Below are 23636 nucleotides of genomic sequence, written 5' to 3'. Positions count from 1 at the left end.
CATCCGTTCATAAATCAGGACCGCTGGACAGCCCGGCCCCGCAGCCCCGCATGATCTCCGGCGTGCAGCAGGCGACCTCCGGCCGCGGTCCTGAGTAATGAACAGCGCGAGGTGCTGCGAGGGTTCGCAGAGTGGAGGTTCGCGTCCGCGCCGGATGCAGAGTCCGCCGCTAGAGCGCCTCTCGATGACTTCCACCAGCCGAGCGGCACCGCTGCACCCGCGGCGAACGCGTACGGCCGCGGACGCCGTGCGAGCCTCACCCGAACCAGCCCCTAGAGGATCCCCGAACACCGGCGCCGTGCATAGCACCCTTGCTATACTCATCTCATGGTGGGGATGGGCAACGACCTGATCCGGGAAGCGCGGCGCCGACGCGGACTCACGCAGGCGCAACTCGCTGCACTCGCCGGCACCACTCAGTCGGCGGTCGCTCGGCTCGAGTCCGGGCGAACCGCCCCGAGCTTTGATGACGTCGTTCGGTACCTGCGACTGATGCGCCTCGACCTCGACGTCATGCTCGTGGAGCTCGACGACTCCGACTGGGTTCAAGCGCAGCGCATGCTCGCTCTGACTCCGGCGCAACGGCAGGACGCCTTCGAGAACCTACTCGATCAAGCACGCGCCATGCAGGAGGCGCGTGTCATGGGTGCATCCGATGCCTGAGTTCAACGCGATCGAGTTGCTGCGCACCCTCGAAACCCGGGGGGTCGAATACGTGCTGATCGGCGGATACGCCGCCGTTCAACACGGTTCCCCCTTCCTGACCCAGGACGTCGACATCACACCTGAGGCATCGCAAGAGAACCTCGCGAGGCTCTCGGATGCACTTCGCGACCTCCACGCCCTGGTTCGCACCGCATCCGAACCAGACGGCCTCCCCTTCGCGCACGACGCTGCGTCGCTCGCCTCGGCCCAGACCTGGAACCTCGTGACAGACTTCGGCGACTTCGACATCTCCTTCGTTCCAAACGGCACCACGGGATACGCGGACCTCGCGCGCGACGCCTCCCTGCTCGACGTGCGCGGTGTGACCGTTCGCCTCGCATCGCTGGCCGACATCATTCGTTCGAAACAAGCGACGAACCGGCCCAAGGACCAGCGCGTCCTGCCCACACTGCGCGAGATACTGGCCAGCCGGCACGAACCGGGTTGAGCCGAACGCCGATGAATTTCTCGCTGCACGACCAAGACGCCTCGTGCGGCGAGACAGTCGCCGACCTACGACCGGTGCTGGTGGTAGTAGTCCAGAAGGGCGCGGGTGGAGGCATCCTGTGCCTGGATCGCCGCCTCGTCGCCCTCGATCGCAGGGGCGATCTGCAGCGCTAGCTGCTTGCCGAGCTCGACGCCCCACTGGTCGAATGAGTTGATGCCCCACACGGCGCCCTGCGTGAACGTGATGTGCTCGTACAGCGCGATCAACTCGCCCAGCACCTTCGGCGTCAGCGCCTCGCCCATGATGGATGTCGTCGGCCGGTTCCCCGGGAAGGTGCGCGCGGCCACGAGCGCCCCGGTGGTGCCCTCCGCCTCGACCTCTTCGGCGGTCTTGCCGAACGCGAGCGCCTTCGTCTGCGCCAGGAAGTTCGCCAGAAACAGCCCGTGCACATCGCGGTCGCCGTCCTTCATCGGATAGGCCGGGTCGGCGAACGCGATGAAGTCCGCCGGGATGAGGCGGGTGCCCTGGTGGATCAGCTGGTAGAACGCGTGCTGCCCGTTCGTGCCGGGCTCGCCCCAGAAGATCTCCCCCGTCGTGGTCGTGACCGGCGTACCGTCCCAGCGAACGGACTTGCCGTTCGACTCCATGGTGAGCTGCTGCAGGTAGGCCGGAAAGCGGTGCAGCAGCTGCGCGTACGGCAGCACGGCGTGCGACTGCGCGCCGAGCAGGTTCGAATACCAGACGTTGAGCAGTCCCATCAGCACGGGCACGTTCCGCTGAAGCGGGGTGGATGCCACGTGCTCGTCGACGGCGTGGAATCCGGCCAGGAAGTCGGCGAAGTTCTGCGGCCCGAGCGCGATCGCCAGCGACGTGCCGATCGCGGAGTCGACGGAGTACCGGCCGCCGACCCAGTCCCAGAAGCCGAACGCGTTGTCGGTGTCGATGCCGAACTCGGCGACCTTGTCGAGCGCGGTCGAGACGGCGATGAAGTGGTGGGCGACGGCATCCTTCTTGCTCTGCTCGTCGTCACCGATGGCACCGGATGCCTGCAGAGACTCCCACAGCCAGTCGCGCGCCAGTCGCGCGTTGGTCAGCGTCTCGAGAGTGGTGAACGTCTTGGACGCGACGATGAAGAGCGTGGTCTCCGGGTCGAGGCCGGACGTCTTCTGCGCCAGATCGGTGGGGTCGATGTTGGAGATGAAGCGGGCCTGAATCCCGGCATCCGCGTACGGCTTGAGGGCCTCGTAGACCATCACCGGCCCGAGGTCGGATCCACCGATCCCGATGTTCACCACCGTGGCGATCTTCTTGCCTGTGACTCCCGCGAAGTCGCCGGAACGCACCCGGTCGGCGAACGCGGCGATGCGGTCGAGCACCTCGTGCACGTCGTGGTCCACGTGCTGGCCGTCGACGACCAGCTCGGGCGAGGCATCCGCCGGCCGGCGCAGCGCGGTGTGCAGAACGGCGCGATCCTCTGTGGTGTTGATGTGCACGCCGGCGAGCATCTGCTCGAAGCGCTCGGCGACGCCGACCTGCTCTGCCAGGCGCACAAGCGAGGCGAGGGTGTCGTCGGTCACCAAGTTCTTGGACAGATCGACGTGCAGGTCGGCAAGCGCGAAGCTCAGGCGCTCGACGCGGCCCGGGTCGGTGGCGAACCAGCCGCGCAGGTCGGGGGCGAAAGCGTCGCGGTGGGCCTCGAGCTCTGCCCAGGCGGATGTCGTGGTGGGGTCGACGGGTGCATTCACACCGCCAACGCTATCCGCGATTGAGCCGAGAGTGGTGGGAGCTCGCTCCCACCACCGAGGCGATCGAGCCGCTGAGCGGCGCCACCCGCGACCGTGCCCCGGCCTACGGGCGGTGGTACTCCGCGTCGGTCAGGTGCTCGAGCCAGACGGTGGTGGATGCGGGGTCGTCGCCGCTGTCGAGCATCGCGAGGTGCTCCATGAAGTCGTCCGGCGTCGCCCCGTGCCAGTGCTCCTCGCCGGGCGGCGTGTAGATCGTCTCGCCAGGATGGGCCTGGATCACACGCCCGTCACGGGTGCCGACGAGGGCGACCCCCTCCGTCACGTGCAGCGTCTGACCGAGCGCGTGCGAGTGCCACGCGGTGTGCGCGCCGGGTGCGAAGCGCACCTTGCTCACGATCATCCGCTGGCCTTCGGCAATCGGCGCGGCGATGGGGTCGACCCAGACGTCGCCGGTGAAGGTGGCTTCCTGGCCCTTCGCGGTCGGCTTCTTCGATTCGAGGTTCATGAGGGATGGCCTTTCTGCTGAGGCCGCATTCGATGCGCGGCGCCTGCCGCGGGGCCGCGAGGCGGGCGGCCAGGAGTGGATACGGAAGGATCACGCCTCGGGGATCGGCAGGTCGAAGCGCTCGGGGCGCGGCACGTCCGGGTCGGGGCCGCTGCGCACACCGGTGTCGAGCGCGTCGATGCCGGCGAGCTCGTCGGCGGAGAGCTCGAAGTCGAACACGTCGAAGTTCTGGGCGATGCGCGACGGGTTGATCGACTTCGGAATGGCGGAGCGTCCCTGCTGCAGGTGCCAGCGCAGCATGATCTGGGCCGGGGACTTGCCGTGGCGGGCGGCAAGGTCGGCGAGAGTCGGGTCATCCATCACGCTCCGACGCTCGTCTCCCCAACCCGGATAGAACGTGATGCCGCCGATCGGGGACCAGGCCTGCGTCACGATGCCGTGCTCGGCATCCGCGCTCTGCACATCTCGCTGCGCGAAGTACGGATGCAGCTCCACCTGATTCACCGCGGGCACGACCTCGGTCTCGGCGAGCAAACGCTCGAGATGCTTCGGCGTGAAGTTGCTCACGCCGATCGCCCGAACATCACCGCGCGCCAGCAGCGTCTCGAGCGCCTTGTACGCGGCGATCGTCTTCTCGAACCGGTCGGTGGCCGGCTGGTGCAGGATCAGCAGGTCGATGCGGTCGACGCCGAGCTTGCCTGTCGCCTTCTGGAACGCGTGCAGCGTCTCGTCGTAGCCGTAGTCGGAGACCCACACCTTCGTCTCGATGAACACGTCGTCGCGATCGATGCCGGAGCGACGGATGCCCTCACCCACCTCGCGCTCGTTGAGGTAGGCGGCGGCGGTGTCGATGTGGCGGTACCCCGTCGTGAGTGCGGTCGCCACGGCCTTCGCCGTCTCCTCGGGTGCGCTCTGGAACACGCCGAGGCCGAGCGGCGGCATGGCCACTCCGTTGTTCAGCGTGAGTTCGTTCGTGGCCAATTCCTTCCGGGTTGCTTCATTCTGGGTCGCTTCGTTCTGGGTCATGTTCACTCCTCCGGGGTCAGGCGCAGCGTGTTCGGGTGGGCCATCTCGCCCACGACGGTTTCCACGATGCGCTGTCCGTAACGGTCGTACTTGCGGTGGTATTCGGTGTCGATGGTCGCGGCATCCGCATCGTCGGCCGGGGCGAACGCCACATCGCGCTCCACGCCTCCTGCACGGATGCGCCCATACTGGGCCCGCTTCGCCCGCACGAACCACGGGTTGGTCGCGCCGTATGCGGAGCGCACGAACAGCTCGTCGCCGACGCGCACGGTCCAGATGGTCACGTACGGTCGCAGCGAACCGTCGTCGCGGCGGGATGCGATCTGCAGCTCGTCCGACCGCCCCACCGCCCCGAGCTCTGCCGCGCTCCAGCCGCTCACGATGCCTGCCCGCCGTCGGCGGTGGCCGCGCTGTCTGCCGCACCTTCGGCGAAGACGCGCTTGGCGACCTGAATGGCCGACATCGCCTTGGGCCAGCCGGCGTAGAACGCGAGATGCACGAGCGCCTCCACGAGCTCCGCTTCGCTCAAACCGTTCTGCTTCGCGATGCGCAGGTGCGAGACGAGCTGCTCCGTGCTGCCCGACGTGACGAGGCTCGACACCGTGACGAGGCTGCGGTCGCGACGCACAAGTTCCGGACGAGCCCACACGTCGCCGAAGAGCACATCGTCGGTGAGCTCTGCCAGCTTCGGTGCGATATCGCCAACGGCCATCTGCGCGGGGGTGCGCGCGCGGTTCTGTGCGCGGTTCGGTTCTGCGGTCATGACGACAGTCAACGCCGTCGAGGCGCGGAACGGGAGTGCCGATCGTTCCCGGTAACGCCAGTACCCCCTTCGGCGGGCGGACCACCCATGCTCGGCGCAGCGGGCCGCCCCCATGCTCAACGTGGCGGACGCGCCACCCATGACTGCGCCACTTCGCAGTGATTGCGCCCCATTACCTGGCGCAATCGCGACGATCTGGCGCAGACGCGCGAACCGGGCGGGGACCGGCTATGCCGTCTTCATCACGGTCGCGGTGAAGTTGTGCACCCGGTCGAGCAGGGCATCCGCTCGCTCGGCGATGTGCTCGGCCGACTGCGCATGCGGCGGCGTGATGCGGATGAGCAGCGAGCAGGCCAGGTCGTCGCAGATGTAGGAGCCGATGGTGTTGCCGTTGCGTCCGGACTCGCCGGCTCGCGGCGCACTGAACATGCGCACCTGGGTCGCCGGCTGCGCCGAGTGGCAGAACGAGCACATCGCGGCGATGCCCGGCCGAAGCCCGCCGCTTGCTGCACGCACGACGATGCCGGTGGGACGGTCGTTCATCCAGTGCACGATGTAGCCGAGGTGGGATGCCTGCGGGTCGCGCCAGCCGAGAAACTCGCGTTCACTCCAGAGCGTCTCGTGGATGCCGGGGATGGGCAGTCTCGCCAGTTGTTCCGGTGTGGCGTTCACAAACGACGAACGGATGTCCTGCTCGGTCAGCGGCTTCACGCTGCTCCCCCCATTGCTGGCATGCCCGGTCGGCGTGTCGACCGCAACACGATTGAGCGAGATAAGAGAGCGAACTCGCTTGCTCTCCTATCGAGCGAGTGAGTGTTGAGGCGCGCAGCGCCGAACACAGAATAACCGCGGGGACCGGATGCCGCAGGACACCGCACGACACCTGGCCCGCGCGCTCAGACGGAGATTTCGCGCGACACGCCGTACGGAGCCACCGGGCCGTCGGCGTGTTCCCCAGAAGCTCCGAACGAGCGCACGTCGGATGCCGCACCTGCGGCCCGCGCGCCGCACTATCGTCCTGGTATGGCCGAAGAGCAGGCGCCCATGAGCATCCGCAAGGCGACGACGGAGGATGCGCTCGGCATCGCCCGCGTGCACGTGCGGTCGTGGCGCGAATCGTACCGGCACGTGTTCTCGGCGTTCCTGCTCGATGGGCTGAGCGTGCAGACGCGGGCGGAACGGTGGCGTGGCATCCTCGCCTCCGGCGTCGAGGTGTGGGTCGCCGAGGTGCGGGTGCCGACCGGCGAGCGGATCATCGGATGGGCATCCGCCGGCACGAGCCGCGACGCCGACGGCCCTGCGCCACGCGAGTTGAACGGCATCTACGTGCTCCGCGACCACTACGGAACCGGTGCAGGTCAGCAGCTTCTGGATGCCGCGCTCGGCGATGCGGCCGCGTATCTGTGGGTGCTTGCCGATAACTCTCGGGCGCAGGCGTTCTACCGGCGCAACGGTTTCGCGACCGACGGCACCAGCAAGGTCGACACCTTCGGCGGCGAGCCGGCGCACGAACTGCGGATGGTGCGCGACGTCGCGGCAGTCGTCGCAGACCATGCCGAGGACGGTGACCGATGAGCGAGAACGGCTACGAGGCGGGTGCGGCGGCAGCGATCCTGCCCCTCGATGCTGGTCTCCCGCTCGGTGGATATCTCGCGGATGCCCGCAACGCCGCTGCGCCGAACTCGAGCCTGAGCGTTCGTGCCGTCGTGCTCGCCTCCGGTGGCGTGCGGGTCGCCATTGTGGTGTTCGATCTGCTCTACGCAGGTGCTGGACTCACGTCGCGGCTCCGCGGGCTGCTCGAGGAGCGCCTCGGGATGCCCGCCCACCGGGTGCTCGTCGCCGGCACCCACACGCACTGCGGGCCTCGCGACATCACCCTCGAATCGGGACCGGAGCTTGTCGAGGCGCTCGCGGATGCCGGATTCGGCGTGGTGGAGGAGGCCGTCTCGCGCCTCGCCCCGGTCAGGGTCTTGTCCGACGTCGTCGGCGGCCTCGGAATCGGACGAAGCCGTCGTGACCCTGACGCTCCCGTCGACCACGACGCGCACCTCGTGGTGCTCCAGGCAACGGACGGCGCGATCGTCGCCACCCTCGTCGATCTCGCGTGCCATCCGGTCGTGCTCGACCCCGCATGGCGCCAGTACGACCCGGACTTCATCGGCCCGCTGCGCTCGCTCGTCGAGGATGCGACCGGTGGGGTCTGCGTGTATCTGCAGGGCTTCGCAGGCGACGTGAACCCGGTCCGTGTGGAGAGTTCCGCACGGGAGGCGAAGCGGGTGGGGCTGAGCGCTGCAGGCACCATCGTCGGCCGGATCGCCGAGATCACGGCCACCGGCCGCGAAGCAGGCGTCATCAACCTCAGCCTGGACGCCGTGGTGCCGGTCCCCCTGCGTCAGGCCGCGACCCATTCCGGGGCGCTCACCGCGGCATCCACCGTCGTTCATGCGATCCGGCGTCGGGGAGCCGTGGTGCGCGGCCCAGACGCCACGCCGACCGCGATCGCCATGGAGGAGTGGATCACCGGGTTGCGACGCGAACGCAATCGGGTCTTCAACTCGATGGAGTTGGGCGAGGCATCCGATGGCGACATCACACTGGAGGTGCAGGTGATCGGGTTCGGCGACACGCTCAGGCTGGTGGCGTTTCCCGGGGAACCACTCGGTGCACTCCGAGCCGGCGTGACGGCGAGGTTCCCCGACGCGCACGTACTGACCGTGGGGTACGCGAACGGTGCCCCCGGGTATCTGCCCGACAGTGCAGCCTTCGCGGAGTCCGGCTACGAGGTGGGATGCTCGATCGTCGCGCCCGACACCGCCGAGCGGCTCATTGCGGCCATCCCCGACCCTGCGGCGAGCGCGAGTTGAGCACAACGCTTACGGCAGCATCCCGACCGAGGCGAGTGCCGCGCGCACGAGCGCACCGCGACCGCCCTCCAGGTCGGCGGCGACCTGCGGAGAGGATGCCTCGGCCGGCGACATCCAGGTGAGCTCGAGGGCATCCTGCCGCGGCTCGGTGGTGCCGGTGACGGGCACAACATAGGCGAGAGACACAGCGTGCTGACGGTCGTCGTCGTACGCGGAGACGCCGGGGATCGGGAAATACTCCGCCACCATGAACGGCACCGGGCTCGCGGGCAGCTGGGGGAACGCCATCGGGCCGAGATCCTTCTCGAGATGCCGGAACAGCGCGTCGCGCAGCGTCTCGCCGTACATCACCCGACCCGAAACGAGAGTGCGGGTGATCTCGCCGACAGCGTTCGCACGCAGCAGCATCCCGACCTCGGTGACCTGACCGAGCCCGTCGACACGAACCGGAACGGCCTCGACGTAGAGGATGGGCATCCGTCGCCGCACCTGCTCCAATTCGATGTCGCTGAGCCAGCCTGGTCCGACTCCGGGCAGCGCCCCGTCGGACGGCACCTGGTCGTCCGGGTCGGGGTCGGGTGTTCGCACCTCCATGGCTCGATCTTACGGATGATCGTGCCCGCGCCGACCCGACGGCTCACAACCGGCTGGTCTCACCATGCTCGACTGTGTGGGGTCTGCCCGCCCATCGCTGCCATTCGCCGTCTTCCCGTTTCCGCCATTCGTTGAAGGAGCCGTCAACTTCGGGCAGGTCGACGAACCAGTAGGTGGCGTCCGGGTCCCAGCCTCCCAGCAGCGTCGCCGCGGCGCTGCTGGACGGATCGCTGGGTGCCGCATCCTCGACAATTAGCGTGCGGCCCGCGGTCGTGAGGTATCCGGCGACGCTCAGGTGGACGCCGTCGTACTCGCGTCCGATCGCCGACCAGTCAGGGATGACCCACCTCCCGTCACGGCCGGTCGTGCGGTACCACTCGTGGCGGCGCGAGGCGGTGACGTCGAGCGGATGCCGCCTGCAGAGCTCGACCCAGGCATCCGGTCCGTCGATCTCGCACACCCGTGGGCTCGTCGGCGTTCGCATCTGTGTCGCCGTGGCGTGCATCCAGCCCAGGCGATCCTCAACGAGCGTCAGCCGCACCGGGCCCGATCCCGGAAGGGCTCGGCTGGTCGTGACGAGATCGCTCGGGGGTCGACTCCACCACGTGCCACCCCAGTTCGCTGTGGCGTCGGACGGACGATCATGCCGCGCTCGTCGCTCCTCCTCGCGCGTCGCGGCCACCCACCGTGCGAGCCGATCATGAACCGGGGTGCGATGATCCGGCGCGGATGCGCCCTCGAACAGCACCTGCCATTGATCCTCGAGCGCCACAGGCGACGACCACCACCGCGTCTCGGGCAGCTCGACGATGCGCACAGCGACCCGCTCCAGCGCCAGGCCCACTTGCGGCCCGGCCGCCACCTCGTCGTGGCCGTCCGGATGCTGCCAATACGACGCGCGATCGACCGTCTCTTCGAGCGCCTGCGCAACGACGCCTCGAACGTCGCTGATATCCACGGCGTTCATCAGTCCCGCGATCTCGGAGGCGCCTGGTGGTGGTGCAGGAACAGCCTCGCTGCCGCCAGTGGAAATGAGCACGGCATTCGACTCGTGAGCCCAGTAGTCCGCCCAGAACAGCGCGGTGCTCAACTCCGTGGGAAAGCCCGCGCACGCCGACGCGGCCTCGAGGCACAGACGTCGGCCTCGGGGGGCGGCGAGCAGGGCATCCGCGTCGAGAGGCACTCCTGCAATCTAGCCAGGACCGCCCGAGCCGGTGCCGGCAAAGAAGCGATCCCGCAGAGCTCGTCGGATGTCCCGCTAGCTGAGCAATCCTGAGATGCCCTTCTGCAGTTGCAGTGCGCCGATGACGAGGAGAAGCGCTGCGTTGAGCAAGTGCGTGTTGCCGGCGATCCAGGTGCGCGCAGCGTCGAGCAGTGGTTGGGCTCTGCTTCCCCGAATGACGACGAACAGGACAGGGACGGCGATGGGCAGCGTGCCTACGACTCCGAACGCGATGGCTGTCCAGATCGCGGCCGTGTCGGTGACGGCGGCGAGGGTGATGTCCAGGGCGGCGATGATGGCGCAGGATGCGTCGACCGGGTTGAGCACGAAGAGGCCGACGCCGAGGAAGAACGTGCGCCCTGGTCGGAACGTGGAAACGGTCTGCAACCATCCCGGCAGCTGGGGTGCCGCGGCGACGACATCGAGCGGGGTGTTGGCTTCGGCCATGCGTTTGATGTGCGTCTTGCCGCGCCGGTAGACCCAGACTGCGGCGGAGATCAGGAAGACCCCGAGGGCGATCCTGACGACGGAGACCCAGAGCGGCAGACCCCCGAGGGAGTGCACTCTGAAGAGGCCGAACAGCCACAGGAACAGGGCGAGCAGGCCGCCGAGGCCGACGACCCACCCGATCAGGTAGGCGATGCCGTTCACCCGGGCAAGGCGGGAGAGGAGCACGGCGACCAGCGCCATGATCGCCAGCGGGCTGAGCACAACGCCCAGCGCGACAGGGATCAGGTCGAGTATCAGCTGACCCACAGTGTCTCCCTCGATCCGTATCGCCGCCCTGCGATCAGGCCAGGAGCTTCGCCTTCGCCGTCTCGAACTCGGCTTCTGAAAGCGCGCCCTGCTCTCGCAACGCAGCGAGCTTCTGCAGTTCGGCGACCATGTCCGCGCCGGCGCCGGCCGACTGGACGGGCGCGGGCGCCGCGCCGCGGGTCACCTCGGTCTGCGTCGCGGCATCCATTCGGGCTTGCTGCTGCGCGGCCTCGTACTGGTCTTGTTCGTATTGCGACTGCGCTTTCCGCTGCTGGTGGCGCATGATCCCGCCCGTGACAGCGGTGGCCGTGCCTGCGACGACGGCGGTACGGGCGGCCAGCCCGATCAGTCCGGGGCGGCCGAATCTACCGATGAAAGGCATCAGTTCTCTCCTCGTGCTGCGCCCGGCTGTTCCGGGGCTCCGGTGACGACATCGACGAAGGCGTTGACGACGGGGGCGGGAATGCGCTCCACAGCGAGCACCTCCGACCCGCTGACCACGATCTGTTCGGCCAGGTGCTTGGCCCACACCAATTCGACGGCGACGAGGGCCGCCGCGCCGCCTGCGGGGATCGCTTGGGCGAGTTCGGCGACGTCCTCGTCGCCGGCGATGCCGGTGGCGGCGAACTCCACACCGGTCAGCCCGTATGCGTCCTGCCGACCTTCAACCTCCGTGACGGAGATGTCGCCGTTCACCGACTTCGCGATGATGACCATGTCCAGCAGACAGACGGTGCCGTTGGCGACGAGATCGGTGAGAGTTGTGACGGCCCCGGGTGAGAGCTGGTCCCCGCGGAGCGCGATCAGGTACAACTCGACGGGACCTAGCGTGAACTTTGCCATGATGGCTCCTTTCGATGCGGCCGCTTAGAAGCTGCCGATGCCTTTGCCGATCATCGCGATCCCGATCACGAGCAGGAGCACCGCCATGATGACCGCGTTCTCCTTCGCCAGCCAGCCGCGTAACGCATCCAACGGGCCCCGAAGTCTCTGTGCCGCGAACAGGTACGCGATCACGGGACCACCGACGGTGGAGATGGCGATGATCGTGAAGATGACGATGACCACGATGATCAGGCCCGTGCTGAGACCGGCGGAACCGATGTCGACCCCGGCGCTGGCCGTCATGATGAGGTTCTTCGGATTCAGGGCCGACAGCAGGAACCCGAGCCCGAAAGCGACGGGGAAGGTGATCTTGTCGATGGCCTGCATCCACTTCGGCAGCGCCGGATCCTGCCCTGGCTTCGGCCGCTTCCGCCACTGGCCTACGGCCAGGAGCAGGAGCAAAACACCGAGGACCAGCTGGATCAGGCCCTGAATCGGTGTGGACGCATCCGGATCCTTTTTCGGCAGAAAGGCCGACAGCAGCGTGAACACGGTGACCGCCACGACGATGCCGATCAGCCACCCCAGCAGGAATCCGACCCCGGTCACCCGCGCCCGAGGCGACAGCAGCATCAGGATGGCCGCGATGATCGGGATCGGACTGATCGCCACGCCAAGAGCGAGCGGGAGGATCGCACCTGTCACTGCGCCCATGGACTATCCCTCTTCCTCATCGCTCGGGGGAACAGCGCTCGGCGGAACAGTGCTCGAAGACGCAGTGCTCGGAGCAGCCTTCACCTCGTCCGGGTGAGTGCGGCGATGGCTGCCCTGTTGGTGGCATACACGCTCTGGCCGGTCAGCAGCCCGAGCTTCTTCAGCCGACGCAGGGCTGGGGGTCGTACCCGGCTGAAGCCGAGGTCGATGTGCTGGTCTTCCAACCAGTGCAGCAACGATTCGAACGCCTCGGCACCGGTGAGGTCCACGTCTGTGACAGCCTCCATGTCGACCACGACGTGATGCACATCATCCTTCCCCGCTGAGGTGACCGCCTGCTTCACCGCGGTGGAGAACACGGAACCGTTGGCGAAGAACAACGGCGCGGCAAGCCGCACCACGATCACGCCGTCAGCCGTGGTGGAGCCCTCCGGTGCATCCTCCAGGAGGGACTCGCCCGGATCGCCGGATGCCTCCAGCACGTCGATTGCCGGGTTCGCGGCCCGTTTGGCGAGGTTGATCAACGCGAGCACGAATGCGACCACGATTCCCGGGATCGACCCGATGAACAGCGTCACCAGAAAGCAGACGGCGCCGATGACGAACTCGAACCGGTCCTTGCGCCACATGTCGATGAAATCGCGGATGCCCAGAAGCGGAATGATCGCGACCCCGACAATCGCGCCGATCGCGGGAGAGGGGATGTCCGCCAGCAACGCTGTGCCGAACAGCAGAAGGAGCAGGGTTCCGACGGCGAGAACGATGGAGGGCAGCTGGGTGCGTGATCCGGCCTGATCCATCGCTGCCGTGCGCGAGGTCGAGGAGCCCAGAACGAAGCTGCCCTGCGCACCGGCAGCGATGCTCCCCAAACCGAACGCGAGCAGATCGCGGTTCGCCCGGAACGGGTAACCGTGCTTCTCCGAATACGACCGCGACACCAACAGGCCCTCCGCCGTCGTCACCAGCGTCAACGCGATCGCCGACGGAATCAGCGCCAACCATTGCGACCAGGCGATGACCGGCCATGTCAGAGTCGGCGGACCGCTGGGAACCTTGCCCAGAACGCTCACTCCTGCCTTGTCCAGGTGAGTGAGAACCACGACCACCGTCGTGATCACCAGCACGACCAACGCCCACGGCACCACACGCAGAAGCCGGGCACCCAGAAGAAGCACCGCCACCGAACACGCCGCAATCAGCAACGACCAGCCGTTCACTGTGCCGATATTCGCGAACAGGTCACCGACCTTCTCGGTGAACTCGCCGCCGGAGTTGATCTTCACTCCGAGCATCTTCGCGATCTGGCTGACCATGATGTCCAACGCGAGCCCGCCCACGAACCCGACCAGGATCGGCTTCGACAGGAAGTTCGCCAGAAACCCCAGCTTGAAGACCGACAGCAGAATGAACATCACACCGCAGATGATCGCCTGCGCCAACGCCAAGGTCGCGTAATTCGCACTGCCCGCCGCCGCCAACCCACCGATCGAGGAGGCCACCAGAGCGGCAGCAGCGGCATCGGGCGAGGCGACCAGCTGCCGCGACGACACCACCAGCGCGTACACCACCGTCGGCACGATCAACGCGTACAAGCCGGCCGTCGCCGGCAACCCCGCGATCTGCGCGTACCCGATGTTCAACGGAATCGCGATCGCCAACAACGTCACGCCGGCGGTCAATTCCGTGACGAGATTGCGCCGAGACACCCCGGCCAGCGGCGGCTGCATTCATCCCCCTCGGATCGCGTGAAATCTGTCGGCGCGATCGGCCGGAAACCCTACGCACGCCCCCTGGCACGCCTGGCGACCTGTCGCTGTCCTCCCACGGTATTTCGATCGCCGAAGTCCGGATCGAGACCACCCACTTCTCACCCAGGTTCGGTGAGGCTACGACCCCCGTGACCGGAGCATCCGCTGCGGCGCGCCTATCTCTGCAGCGCCGCCAGCAGAATGCCGATCGGGATGCTCACCAGCAGCACGACGACCACGATGCCGTACAGCCACGCCGCCCAGCGCAAGCCGGCGACGACGTGCCGGAGGTGCACGAGTTGAAGCACGAGAACCACGACCAGCAGTGCGCCGCCGACGCCGACGACGAACGGGATGCTCGCGAGGTCGCCGACGACGACCGCGGTGTTCCCGGCATTCCAGCAGGCGAGTTCCACAGCGAAGCCGGTGGCCGTCAACGGCGAAGGCGCCACGTACCGCCGCATGATCCCGAACAGGCACTGCGCCACCCCGCACACCAGCACCAGGTAGGCGGCGAGCCAGGGCCCGCTGGCGAGCCGCAGCGGCATGGTCGCCGCGGAGACCAGCCCGCCGAGTACGACGAAAGCGGAACCGACGAGAAAGAAGGTCAGCGCGTAGCGGCCATTCGTGCCGTTGCTCACCGAGTGACGGCGCCCAGCGGAACACCGCCATCCACGTGAACGAACTGCAGGCGCCACTCGGGGCCGCGCTCCAGATAACTGACCGCGAATCTCTCGCCGGTGCGCTCGCGGATCTGCGCCAACAACGGCAACGGGTCGTGCGGCGCGACGAGCACGAGCCCATCGCCGCGAACGAGCGAATCGAGCGCGCCGAAGACAGTGGCGTGCCGGATGCTGTGCGGCACCTCGCGCACGTCGAGCTCCGGGAACGCTGCACCCTCCACGACGCCGCACTCGCACACCGCGGCCTCCAGCAGGGGACGGTGCTCGGGCGACGGGGCGTGCGCTCTGTCCGCCCCGTCGCCGTTCTGAACGGACTCGGCGGCGGCATCCGCTCCGCCCACATTGGTCTCACCGACGCCTGCCCTGTCGGAGGGCGCCCGCGTTGCGGCGTCGGCGAGAGTCAGGAGCACGTGCGCGCTCTCCACCGCGTGGAGGGCGTGCCGCACGTGCGCAGCGACGTATACGATGCCGCCGGGCTCGAACCGTTCGGTCGCGCCGTCGACTTCGATGTCGACCGCGCCGGCGAGCACCTGGATGAGAATGGAGACCGCCGCCTCGTGCTCGGACATCGTCTGCCCGGCGTCGAGTGCGAGCCGTACGACACTGAACCCGGGCACCTTCAGGATGCGCCTGCTCGCGACCGCATCCGGACGCAACCGCAGCAGATCGAAGACCGATTCCGCGTTGTTCGCGATCGTGACACTGCGCTCGGCAGCTGCTGGAGCGTTCACCGGATCCTCCCGTTCATTGAACTCTCGATGAGTTTAGAGCATTCAACTCCGTTTTATTCCACCAGCTCCGTCTCTCCACCGTGACCGACTCGTCGACGTCCGCCTGGCACCATGGCGCACATGGCTGCGACCGCCGCGAAGACGACGGCCGCCCCCGCGAACACGAAGCTCACGCGCGGCGCGAATGCAGCGGCGGATGCATCGCCCGCGAGCACTCCGAAGACAGCCACGCCGATCGCACCGCCGACCTGCCTCGCCGTGTTGCCGACGCCGGATGCCGCGCCCAAGGCATCCGGCAACGCCGCAAGTGCTCCGGCGACGACGGCAGGCGTGAGGATGCCGATTCCGGCTCCCCAGATCACGAGCGACACGGCGAGCGCCGCCATCCACCATGGCTCCGTGATCTCGATGCTCGCGGCCAGCCCCGCGAATCCGAGTGCGGCCACGGCCAGACCGATCGCAGCGGTTCGCCAGTGACCGATCCGCGCGACGAGCCGGCCCGACGGTGCGCCGAGCACCGGAAGCGGCAGCATACCGGGCAGCAGAAGGAGCCCAGCAGCCAACGGCGTGAGCCGGCGCACGTCTTGCAGGATCTGGGTGAGCACGAACAATGCGCCGAGCGCGCTGAAGTTCATCAGGCCCGCGACGCCGCACGCGGCGAGGAGTGGACGACGCGCCGCTTTCGGCACGCGCAGCAACGGATGCCTCGCACCGCGCTCCACCCACCACAATGCCGACGCGGCGACCACGACGATCGCCGCTGCGGCGCCGGCGAGCAGAGGGGCCGCCAGCTGAACGACGGCGGTGACCAACGCCGCGAACATGACGGTCAGCGCAATCGCGCCGAGCCAGTCGATGTGCCCGGTCGCGCGCTGCCCCGACCTCGTGGAGCGGCGGGATGCCATGACAGGGATGAGCGCGACGGCCACGACCGGCACGTTCAGCCAGAACACGGCACGCCAGCCTGCCGCGGCGACGAGGAGGCCGCCGATGAGTGGCCCGGCCGGCAGCGCAGCGCCCCCGATGGCCGCCCACATCCCGACCACCCGCGAGCGCGCGGATCCGCCACTCGCTCGGTCGACCAGGAGGGCGAGCGTGCCGGGCAGCACGAGAGCCGCACACACCCCCTGCAGCGCGCGTCCGGTGATGAGCAGCGGCCACGACGGTGCGATCGCGCAGACCACCGAGGCCAGGCCGAAGCCGAGGAATCCGGCGATCACGATGCTGCGATGACCGATCCGGTCCCCGATCGCGCCCGACGCCAGCAGGAGGGCCGCGAGTGGCACGGTGTAGGCATCCACCACCCAGACGAGACCCTGCGAGTGCACACCGAGCCCGGCGCCGATGCTCGGCAGCGCCACGTTGACGACGGTCACGTCGAGCAGCACGAGGAAGTAGCCGCCGCACAGCGCGGCCGTGAGAACCCGGCCGGCTGTCGGGAGCGGGCCGGCGATCGAGAGCGGGCCGGTTCGATCAGGAGTCATGATCATCGATGCTGGTCGAGGAACGTTTCGGGATGCGTCGAAACGATTACGACGTAGCCTGACGACTATGTCAGCCACACCGGATCTCGCCAGGGCGGCATCCGCCTTCGCCGACCCGCGCCGCGTACGGGTGCTGATGGCGCTGGCCGACGGGAGGGCGCTGCCTGCCGGACGGCTGGCGGAGGAGGCCGGCGTCGCGGCATCCACCGTGAGCGCACACCTCGCGCTGCTGCTCGACCTCGGACTCGTCGTCGTGGTTCCCCAAGGCCGGCACCGGTACTACCGGCTCGCCAACGGCGATGTCGAAGGCGTGCTCGAAGCACTCGCCCGCATAGCACCGAAGACGCCCATCACGTCGCTTCGCGAGCACACTCGCACCGAAGCCCTCCGAACGGCGCGCACCTGCTACCACCACCTCGCCGGGCGATTCGGCGTCGACCTGTTCCGGCACCTCATCGACAGTGGATGCGTCGTGGGCGGCGACGGTGTGCACCACCCCGACGATCCGATGGACCAGCTTTCCGCACCGGGACGCAGCGATCGCTACCGCCTGACCCCGTCGGGGGTGTCGACCCTGACCGGGTGGGGCGTCCCTCATGCTGCGTTGACCACGACGATCCCACTGCGGTACTGCGTCGACTGGACGGAGCAGGCACACCACCTTTCCGGTCCGCTTGGCACTGCCATCGCCACGAGATTCTTCGAAGCCGGCTGGATCGAGCGCGGACGGGTTCCGCGGAGCATCCGGGTCACCGATCGGGGGCGCGACGCGCTCGCCGAGTTTCTCGGAGCCGCGCACACCGCACGGTCGGCCTGAGCGACACCGCGTGATATCGCACGCCGCGGGTCTCACTGGACCCGGGTCGCACGGGCCCCGGAACTCACTGGCCTCGGGTCTCACTCCCCCAGCGCGTCGACGATCAGCTCGCTCAACTCGTTCGGCTTGGTGAACTGCGGCCAGTGGCCGGTGGGAAGACCGGCGATATGCAGCGACGACAGCCGCGGGGTGTCGCCCAGCCAGGCGACGCCGCGGTCGACGAGCTCGTTCATGTCTTCCGCCGTCATCGTGGTGATCACGATGGTCGCGGGCACATCCAGTCGCCGCTCATCGGTCAAGTGCAACGCATCGGTCGCGGCATGCGATGGCGATGGATGCGTGTGCGCGGCGATCTCCTCCCCCAGCTCGGGTGTGATGTCGCGCACGTCGCCCTCCTCGAAGGCGTCCCAGCCGGGGAACGGCATGTCCACGTCATCGTGCGGAACCTCGTCGTTGACGATGGACCCTTCTCCGCCGGGCCAGCTGTCGACGTAGACGACGCGGTCGACGCGTTCCGGCCGCCGATCGATGGCGCCGAACGCCACGAGCGCGCCGCCGCTGTGCGCCACCAGAGCGACCTTCTCTTCGCCCGGCACCTCGTCGATGAGATGCACGACGTGGTCGATGTGCGAGTCGAGGGTGATCCCGTTGCGGTCGGCGTCGTCCGACTCCAATCCGGGCATGGTCAGCGGATGCGTACGGTGCCCGGCCCCCTCGATGGCGGGAGTGACGGCATCCCACGATGAGCCGTCGAGCCAGAGTCCAGGAATGAGAAAGGTATGCATGCCGCGACCGTAACGCCTGCCCCTGACAGCGGCGAGCGCTTGTCGGTGGTTCGTGCTGGGATGGAGCGATGAGCGACGTGCTCGAACGCTTCTCTCCCGCCACGCGAGCGTGGTTCGAGGGGGCGTTCGACGCGCCCACCGCTGCCCAGGTCGGTGCGTGGGACGCCATCTCCCGGGGTGAACACACCCTGGTGATCGCTCCGACCGGTTCGGGCAAGACGCTCGCGTCGTTCCTGTGGGCGATCGACCGCCTCATGCACAGCGATGCCGACGAGAAGCCGGACATGAAGCGTGCAACGCGAGTGCTCTACATCTCCCCGCTGAAAGCGCTCGGCGTCGATGTGGAGCGCAACCTGCGCTCCCCGCTCGTGGGAATCACTCAGACGGCGAAGCGGCTCGGTGCGCAACCGCCGAACGTCACGGTCGGTGTGCGCAGCGGTGACACGCCCGCGAACGACAGGCGGGCGCTGCTGACGAAGCCGCCGGACATCCTGATCACCACGCCCGAGTCCCTGTTCCTCATGCTCACCTCGCGGGCGCGCCAGACGCTCGCCGACGTGCAGACGGTCATCGTCGACGAGGTGCACGCGGTGGCCGCGACGAAGCGGGGCGCACACCTCGCGGTGTCGCTGGAGCGGCTGGATGCCATGCTCGCGAGACCGGCGCAGCGCGTCGGGCTCTCCGCGACGGTGCGCCCGCCGGAGGAGGTGGCGCGGTTCCTCGGCGGACGCAATCCGGTCACGATCGTCGCTCCGCCGTCGCAGAAGCGGTTCGACCTCACCGTCGTCGTACCCGTGGAAGACATGCGCGCAGGAGCTGAAAGCGGCGCCCCAGTGGGGCGCCGCCGCGACGCCAGCGCCGACGAAGCTACGCTTCGCCGGGAGGACTCCGGATCGATCTGGCCACACGTCGAGCAGGCGATCGTGGACCGCGTGCTCGAGCATCGGTCGTCGATCGTGTTCGCGAACTCCCGCCGACTGGCCGAACGGCTCACGGCGCGGATGAACGAGATCTATCAAGAGCGTCTCGATGACGCCACCACACCGCTGGTCGAGCCTGGGCCCCCAGCCGCCGGTTCCGGCGCGTCGCGAAGCGACGGGACGGCCGTGCGGCTCGGGAGCGAAACCAGCCTAGCGGAAAGTTCTCCGAACGGGCTGGTTTCGACAGGCTCAACCAGCAGTTCCGGCGCGCCTTCCCGGCGCGTTCCCGCTGAGCTCATGGGCGGCTCCGGGCAGACCAAGGCCAGCCGAGCCGCGGCATCCGCCGACCCGTGGTCCGTGAGCACCGTCGTGGAACAACGGCGCCAGCCGCGCGAGTGGACGACCGGCACCGAAGAGGCGCATTCCGACTCCGGCATATTGGCTCGCGCCCACCACGGTTCGGTGAGCAAGGAGCAGCGCGCCGTCATCGAAGACGACCTGAAGAGCGGCCGCCTGCGCTGCGTGGTCGCAACGAGCAGCCTGGAACTCGGAATCGATATGGGCGAGGTCGATCTGGTCGTGCAGGTCGAGGCGCCACCGTCGGTTGCCAGTGGTCTGCAAAGGGTCGGCCGGGCCGGGCATCAGGTCGGCGAGGTGTCGAAGGGTGTGATGTTCCCCAAGCACCGTTCCGACCTCATCAACACCGCCGTCGCCAGCGAGCGGATGGTCGCCGGGCTCATCGAAGAGCTGCGGGTGCCGGCGAATCCGCTCGACATCCTCGCGCAGCAGACGATCGCGGCGACCGCGCTCGACCCGGTCGACGTCGACGGATGGTTCGACACCGTACGCCGCAGCGCTCCCTTCGCGACCCTGCCGCGCGGCGCGTTCGACGCCACGCTCGACCTCATCGCCGGACGTTACCCGAGTGACGAGTTCGCCGAGCTTCGGCCGAGGGTGGTGTGGGACCGGGACCGCGGCATGCTCAGCGCCCGTCCCGGGGCGCAGCGACTGGCGGTCACCAGTGGCGGCACCATTCCCGATCGCGGCCTGTTCGGCGTCTACATGGTCGGCAGCGACGACGAGACGAACCCGGCCAAGGGCGGCAGGCGGGTCGGCGAGCTCGACGAGGAGATGGTCTACGAGTCGCGCGTCGGCGACGTGTTCGCGCTCGGGGCGACGAGTTGGCGCATCCAGGAGATCACGCACGACCGCGTGCTCGTCAGCCCGGCATTCGGCGAGCCGGGGCGTCTGCCGTTCTGGAAAGGCGATGGCATCGGCCGCCCTGCCGAGCTCGGCGAGGCGGTCGGTGCGTTCGTGCGGGAGGTTTCGTCGGCGACCGAATCGGATGCCCGCGCCCGCGCCACCGACGCCGGACTCGACGCTCTGGCCACCGGCAACCTCCTGACGTATCTCGACGAACAGCGGAAGGCGACCGGGCACCTGCCGACCGACCGCACGCTGGTCGCCGAGCGATTCAGGGATGAGCTCGGGGACTGGCGCATCGTGTTGCATTCCCCATACGGCATGCAAGTGCATGCACCCTGGGCGCTCGCTGTGGCGGCCCGCATACGGGAGCGGCTCGGCGTGGACGGGTCGTGCATCGCCAGCGACGACGGCGTCGTGGTGCGCATCCCCGATGCGGAGTCCGATCCGCCCGGCGCCGACCTCTTCGTCTTCGAGGCGGACGAGCTCGAGCAGATCGTCACCGACGAGGTCGGCGCTTCCGCTTTGTTCGCCTCACGATTCCGCGAGTGCGCAGCGCGTGCCCTGCTGCTGCCCAAGTACAACCCGGGCAAGCGTTCGCCGTTGTGGCAGCAGCGGCAGAAGGCGGCGCAGCTTCTGGATGTCGCGCGCAGGCATCCGCGGTTCCCGATCATCCTCGAGACGATGCGCGAGTGCCTGCAGGACGTGTACGACCTGCCGTCGTTGCGGCGGATAGCGACCCGGATCGCCGCGCGAGACATCCGCATCGTCGAGGTCGGCACCGAGGAGGCATCCCCGTTCGCGCGCTCCCTCATGTTCGGATACGTCGCAGCGTTCATGTACGAGGGCGATTCGCCGCTGGCCGAACGCCGGGCCGCGGCACTGGCGGTGGATGCCTCGCTGCTCTCGGAGTTGCTGGGTCGCGCGGAGCTGCGGGAGCTTCTCGATCCGGCGGTGATCGAACGCGTGGAACGCGAGATACAGCGGTTGACGCCGGAGCGCAGGATGTTCGGCCTCGAGGGCTCCGCAGACCTGCTGCGCCTGCTCGGCCCGCTCACCGCCGACGAGTTGGCGCAGCGATGGTCGCCGTCCCGTACCACCGCCGACGGTGACGCTCCCACCTCCCGCCGGTTGAGTAGCGACGCCGAAGGCCCCAGCCCCTCCCGCCGCCTCAGTAGCGACGCCGAAGACGCCACCCCCTCCCGCCGGTTGAGTAGCGACGCCGAAGGCGCCGCGTATCGAAACCCACCCGCCGCAACGGTCGGACCTGGGGTCGACACGGCCGCCGCGCCGCCTTCTGTTCCCGAGCCTGTCGATGGGCGACCCACGGCGGCAGCCGGGCTCGCGGCGCTCGACGAGCTCGTCGCCGCGAAGCGGGCGCTACGGATCACGATCGCGGGCGCCGAGCACTACGCCGCGATCGAAGACGCCGCGCGGCTGCGCGACGCGCTCGGCGTTCCACTCCCGATCGGTGTGCCCGCGGCGTTCATCGAGCCGGTGGCCGACCCGCTCGGCGACCTGCTCGGCCGCTACGCCCGCACTCACGGCCCGTTCACGGTCGGCGACGCGGCATCCCGCTTCGGATTGGGCAACGCCGTGGCGCACGACACACTCCGCCGACTCGCGCAAGGCCGCCGCATCACCGAGGGCGAGTTCCGACCCGATGCAAGCGGCACCGAATGGTGCGACGCGGAAGTGCTGCGGCGCATCCGCCGGCTTTCGCTCGCAGCTCTGCGGCACGAGGTGGAGCCCGTCGATCCGAAGACCTTCGCCCGGTTCCTGCCCGACTGGCAGCACGTCGGTGGCGCGCTCCGGGGAGTGGATGCCGTGGCATCCGTCGTCGAGCAGCTCGCCGGCACTCGTATTCCCGCCTCGGCTTGGGAGAGCCTCATCCTGCCCTCACGCGTAGCGGACTACCAGCCCGCGATGCTCGACGAGCTGACGGCGAGCGGCGAGGTGCTGTGGAGCGGGAGCGGCTCGTTGCCCGGCAATGACGGCTGGGTGAGCCTGCACCTGACCGACAGTGCACCGCTGACGATGACGACGCCGCCCGAGCACGCCACCGACGAGCTGCAGCGCGAGGTGCTCGCGGCGCTCGGCGCAGGGGGTGCGTTCTTCTTCCGGCAACTCTCAGACGCTGTGGGCTCGCTCGATGACACCGCCCTCGCCACGGCGCTCTGGGACCTCGTCTGGGCAGGTCTCGTCACGAACGACACGTTCGCCCCGTTGCGCGCGCTCACCGGTGGCCGAGGCGCGCACAAGCCGCAGCGGTCGACGCCGCGCGCTCGGGTGCGAATGCCCCGCGCTTACGGGAGGCCGACGATGGCGGAGGGGCTTCGAGCGGCATCCGCGCGATCCGGGCCGCCGACCACGGCCGGGCGCTGGTCGATCCTGCCATTGACCCTGTCGGACACGGAGACGGATGCCACGCTGCGCGCGAAGGCCGCCGCCGAGACGCTGCTCGATCGGTACGGTGTCGTCACACGGGGCAGTGTGATGGCCGAGAACCAGCCGGGCGGCTTCGCGCTCGCCTACCGGGTGCTCAGCGGGTTCGAGGAGTCCGGCCGCGCCCGTCGCGGATACTTCGTCGAGACGCTCGGCGCCGCCCAGTTCTCCACAAGCGCGACCGTGGACAGGCTGCGCACATTCACGCTGGACTCCACGCTCGAGCCGCCGCGCAACGCGGTCGCGCTCGCGGCGACCGACCCGGCGAATCCGTATGGCGGGGCACTGCCGTGGCCGCAGGCATCCACAGCGGGTGGCGTCGTATCGGCGACCGGCCACCGACCAGGGCGCAAGGCCGGCGGCATCGTCGTGCTCGTCGACGGCGCCCTTGTGCTCTACGTGGAACGCGGCGGCAAGACGACACTGCTGTTCGACCACGACGAGCAGGTGATGCTGCCGGCGACGCGGGCGCTGGCGGATGCCATCCATCGCGGCCGCATCTCGACGCTCACGATCGAGACCGTGGGCGGCGAGTTCGTGCTGGGGACCCCGTTCGGCGAGGCGCTCATCGCGGCCGGCTTCGCACCGACCCCGCGCGGGCTGAGGCTGCGGTCGTGAGAGCCGCTGGATCCGGTCAGTTGCGCCACTTCGGC

General features: G+C 68.6%; 23 protein-coding genes. 6 read left to right on the top strand and 17 right to left on the bottom strand.

Translation table 11 applies throughout. The annotated features are described in order from the left end of the window. The first annotated feature begins 327 nt into the window (after nucleotides 1–327). Together ACYVDK_RS06690 and ACYVDK_RS06685 are read left to right on the top strand one after the other, a co-directional pair. Nucleotides 328–663 (top strand): helix-turn-helix domain-containing protein, encoded by a 336-nt coding sequence (locus ACYVDK_RS06690; protein ID WP_460519771.1) that lies wholly within the window; start codon nucleotides 328–330, stop codon nucleotides 661–663. After that, nucleotides 656–1153 (top strand): hypothetical protein, encoded by a 498-nt coding sequence (locus tag ACYVDK_RS06685; protein ID WP_460519768.1) that lies wholly within the window; start codon nucleotides 656–658, stop codon nucleotides 1151–1153. Before ACYVDK_RS06690 ends, ACYVDK_RS06685 begins: the two co-directional genes overlap by 8 nt. Nucleotides 1154–1218: 65 nt before the next feature. Here ACYVDK_RS06685 and pgi read toward each other — a convergent pair whose 3' ends face one another. From pgi to ACYVDK_RS06655, 6 genes are all read right to left on the bottom strand, one after another. Further along, complete coding sequence (pgi, locus tag ACYVDK_RS06680) at nucleotides 1219–2898, bottom strand: glucose-6-phosphate isomerase (protein ID WP_460519765.1); 1680 nt, start codon at nucleotides 2896–2898, stop codon at nucleotides 1219–1221. 103 nt (nucleotides 2899–3001) lie between these two features. Continuing rightward, complete coding sequence (locus tag ACYVDK_RS06675; RefSeq protein ID WP_460519762.1) at nucleotides 3002–3403, bottom strand: cupin domain-containing protein; 402 nt, start codon at nucleotides 3401–3403, stop codon at nucleotides 3002–3004. A 90-nt stretch (nucleotides 3404–3493) separates the two neighbouring features. Continuing rightward, nucleotides 3494–4429: an aldo/keto reductase gene (locus ACYVDK_RS06670; RefSeq protein ID WP_460519759.1), complete on the bottom strand. Its 936-nt coding sequence runs from the start codon at nucleotides 4427–4429 to the stop codon at nucleotides 3494–3496. Nucleotides 4430–4431: 2 nt separating this feature from the next. Continuing rightward, on the bottom strand, nucleotides 4432–4809 hold the full coding sequence (locus ACYVDK_RS06665) for a DUF2255 family protein (RefSeq protein ID WP_460519757.1): 378 nt from the start codon (nucleotides 4807–4809) through the stop codon (nucleotides 4432–4434). Beyond that, on the bottom strand, nucleotides 4806–5192 hold the full coding sequence (locus ACYVDK_RS06660) for a carboxymuconolactone decarboxylase family protein (protein ID WP_460519754.1): 387 nt from the start codon (nucleotides 5190–5192) through the stop codon (nucleotides 4806–4808). The genes ACYVDK_RS06665 and ACYVDK_RS06660 overlap by 4 nt, the downstream gene beginning before the upstream one ends. A gap of 228 nt (nucleotides 5193–5420) precedes the next feature. Beyond that, nucleotides 5421–5903, bottom strand: a complete 483-nt coding sequence (locus ACYVDK_RS06655) for an FBP domain-containing protein (RefSeq protein ID WP_460519751.1) — start codon at nucleotides 5901–5903, stop codon at nucleotides 5421–5423. 312 nt (nucleotides 5904–6215) lie between these two features. Between ACYVDK_RS06655 and ACYVDK_RS06650 the strand changes: the two genes are divergently transcribed. Together ACYVDK_RS06650 and ACYVDK_RS06645 are read left to right on the top strand one after the other, a co-directional pair. Then, complete coding sequence (locus tag ACYVDK_RS06650) at nucleotides 6216–6767, top strand: GNAT family N-acetyltransferase (protein ID WP_460519748.1); 552 nt, start codon at nucleotides 6216–6218, stop codon at nucleotides 6765–6767. Further along, a complete protein-coding gene (locus tag ACYVDK_RS06645) occupies nucleotides 6764–8056 on the top strand; it encodes a hypothetical protein (RefSeq protein WP_460519745.1) in 1293 nt (430 codons plus the stop codon). The genes ACYVDK_RS06650 and ACYVDK_RS06645 overlap by 4 nt, the downstream gene beginning before the upstream one ends. Before the next feature lie 9 nt (nucleotides 8057–8065). Here ACYVDK_RS06645 and ACYVDK_RS06640 read toward each other — a convergent pair whose 3' ends face one another. The 10 genes from ACYVDK_RS06640 to ACYVDK_RS06595 form a co-directional block, all read right to left on the bottom strand. Beyond that, the gene (locus tag ACYVDK_RS06640; protein ID WP_460519742.1) at nucleotides 8066–8650 is read right to left on the bottom strand and encodes an NUDIX hydrolase family protein; all 585 of its coding nucleotides are present in this window, start codon (nucleotides 8648–8650) and stop codon (nucleotides 8066–8068) included. 43 nt (nucleotides 8651–8693) lie between these two features. Beyond that, nucleotides 8694–9833 (bottom strand): hypothetical protein, encoded by a 1140-nt coding sequence (locus ACYVDK_RS06635; RefSeq protein WP_460519739.1) that lies wholly within the window; start codon nucleotides 9831–9833, stop codon nucleotides 8694–8696. A gap of 75 nt (nucleotides 9834–9908) precedes the next feature. Beyond that, nucleotides 9909–10628 (bottom strand): sulfite exporter TauE/SafE family protein, encoded by a 720-nt coding sequence (locus tag ACYVDK_RS06630; protein WP_460519736.1) that lies wholly within the window; start codon nucleotides 10626–10628, stop codon nucleotides 9909–9911. A 34-nt stretch (nucleotides 10629–10662) separates the two neighbouring features. Beyond that, complete coding sequence (locus ACYVDK_RS06625; protein WP_460519734.1) at nucleotides 10663–11010, bottom strand: SHOCT domain-containing protein; 348 nt, start codon at nucleotides 11008–11010, stop codon at nucleotides 10663–10665. Beyond that, entirely contained in the window at nucleotides 11010–11471 is a 462-nt protein-coding gene (locus ACYVDK_RS06620) for a DUF6325 family protein (RefSeq protein ID WP_460519731.1), read from the bottom strand. The genes ACYVDK_RS06625 and ACYVDK_RS06620 overlap by 1 nt, the downstream gene beginning before the upstream one ends. Before the next feature lie 24 nt (nucleotides 11472–11495). Beyond that, nucleotides 11496–12167, bottom strand: a complete 672-nt coding sequence (locus ACYVDK_RS06615; RefSeq protein WP_460519729.1) for a sulfite exporter TauE/SafE family protein — start codon at nucleotides 12165–12167, stop codon at nucleotides 11496–11498. 80 nt (nucleotides 12168–12247) lie between these two features. Then, a complete protein-coding gene (locus ACYVDK_RS06610) occupies nucleotides 12248–13894 on the bottom strand; it encodes a SulP family inorganic anion transporter (protein ID WP_460519726.1) in 1647 nt (548 codons plus the stop codon). Between the two features lie 197 nt (nucleotides 13895–14091). After that, nucleotides 14092–14556 (bottom strand): hypothetical protein, encoded by a 465-nt coding sequence (locus tag ACYVDK_RS06605; protein WP_460519723.1) that lies wholly within the window; start codon nucleotides 14554–14556, stop codon nucleotides 14092–14094. Continuing rightward, a complete protein-coding gene (locus ACYVDK_RS06600) occupies nucleotides 14553–15329 on the bottom strand; it encodes a DUF2249 domain-containing protein (RefSeq protein WP_460519720.1) in 777 nt (258 codons plus the stop codon). The genes ACYVDK_RS06605 and ACYVDK_RS06600 overlap by 4 nt, the downstream gene beginning before the upstream one ends. A 53-nt stretch (nucleotides 15330–15382) precedes the next feature. Continuing rightward, a complete protein-coding gene (locus tag ACYVDK_RS06595) occupies nucleotides 15383–16813 on the bottom strand; it encodes an MFS transporter (RefSeq protein ID WP_460519718.1) in 1431 nt (476 codons plus the stop codon). A gap of 67 nt (nucleotides 16814–16880) precedes the next feature. On the opposite strand from ACYVDK_RS06595, the gene ACYVDK_RS06590 reads away from it, so the two are divergent. Next, nucleotides 16881–17630 carry an ArsR/SmtB family transcription factor gene (locus ACYVDK_RS06590; RefSeq protein WP_460519715.1) on the top strand — a complete coding sequence of 250 codons (750 nt, stop codon included), beginning with the start codon at nucleotides 16881–16883 and terminating at the stop codon, nucleotides 17628–17630. A gap of 80 nt (nucleotides 17631–17710) precedes the next feature. On the opposite strand, the gene ACYVDK_RS06585 is transcribed toward ACYVDK_RS06590, so the two are convergent. Continuing rightward, complete coding sequence (locus ACYVDK_RS06585) at nucleotides 17711–18415, bottom strand: alpha/beta fold hydrolase (protein ID WP_460519712.1); 705 nt, start codon at nucleotides 18413–18415, stop codon at nucleotides 17711–17713. Between the two features lie 68 nt (nucleotides 18416–18483). Here ACYVDK_RS06585 and ACYVDK_RS06580 point away from each other — a divergent pair, with 68 nt between their 5' ends. Beyond that, nucleotides 18484–23601: a DEAD/DEAH box helicase family protein gene (locus ACYVDK_RS06580; protein ID WP_460519709.1), complete on the top strand. Its 5118-nt coding sequence runs from the start codon at nucleotides 18484–18486 to the stop codon at nucleotides 23599–23601. The last annotated feature ends 35 nt before the right edge of the window (nucleotides 23602–23636 follow it).

It is taken from the genome of Humibacter antri, from assembly GCF_054777235.1.
Note: the sequence above shows the minus strand (reverse complement) of the source record. Positions and strands in the feature narration are given on the sequence as shown.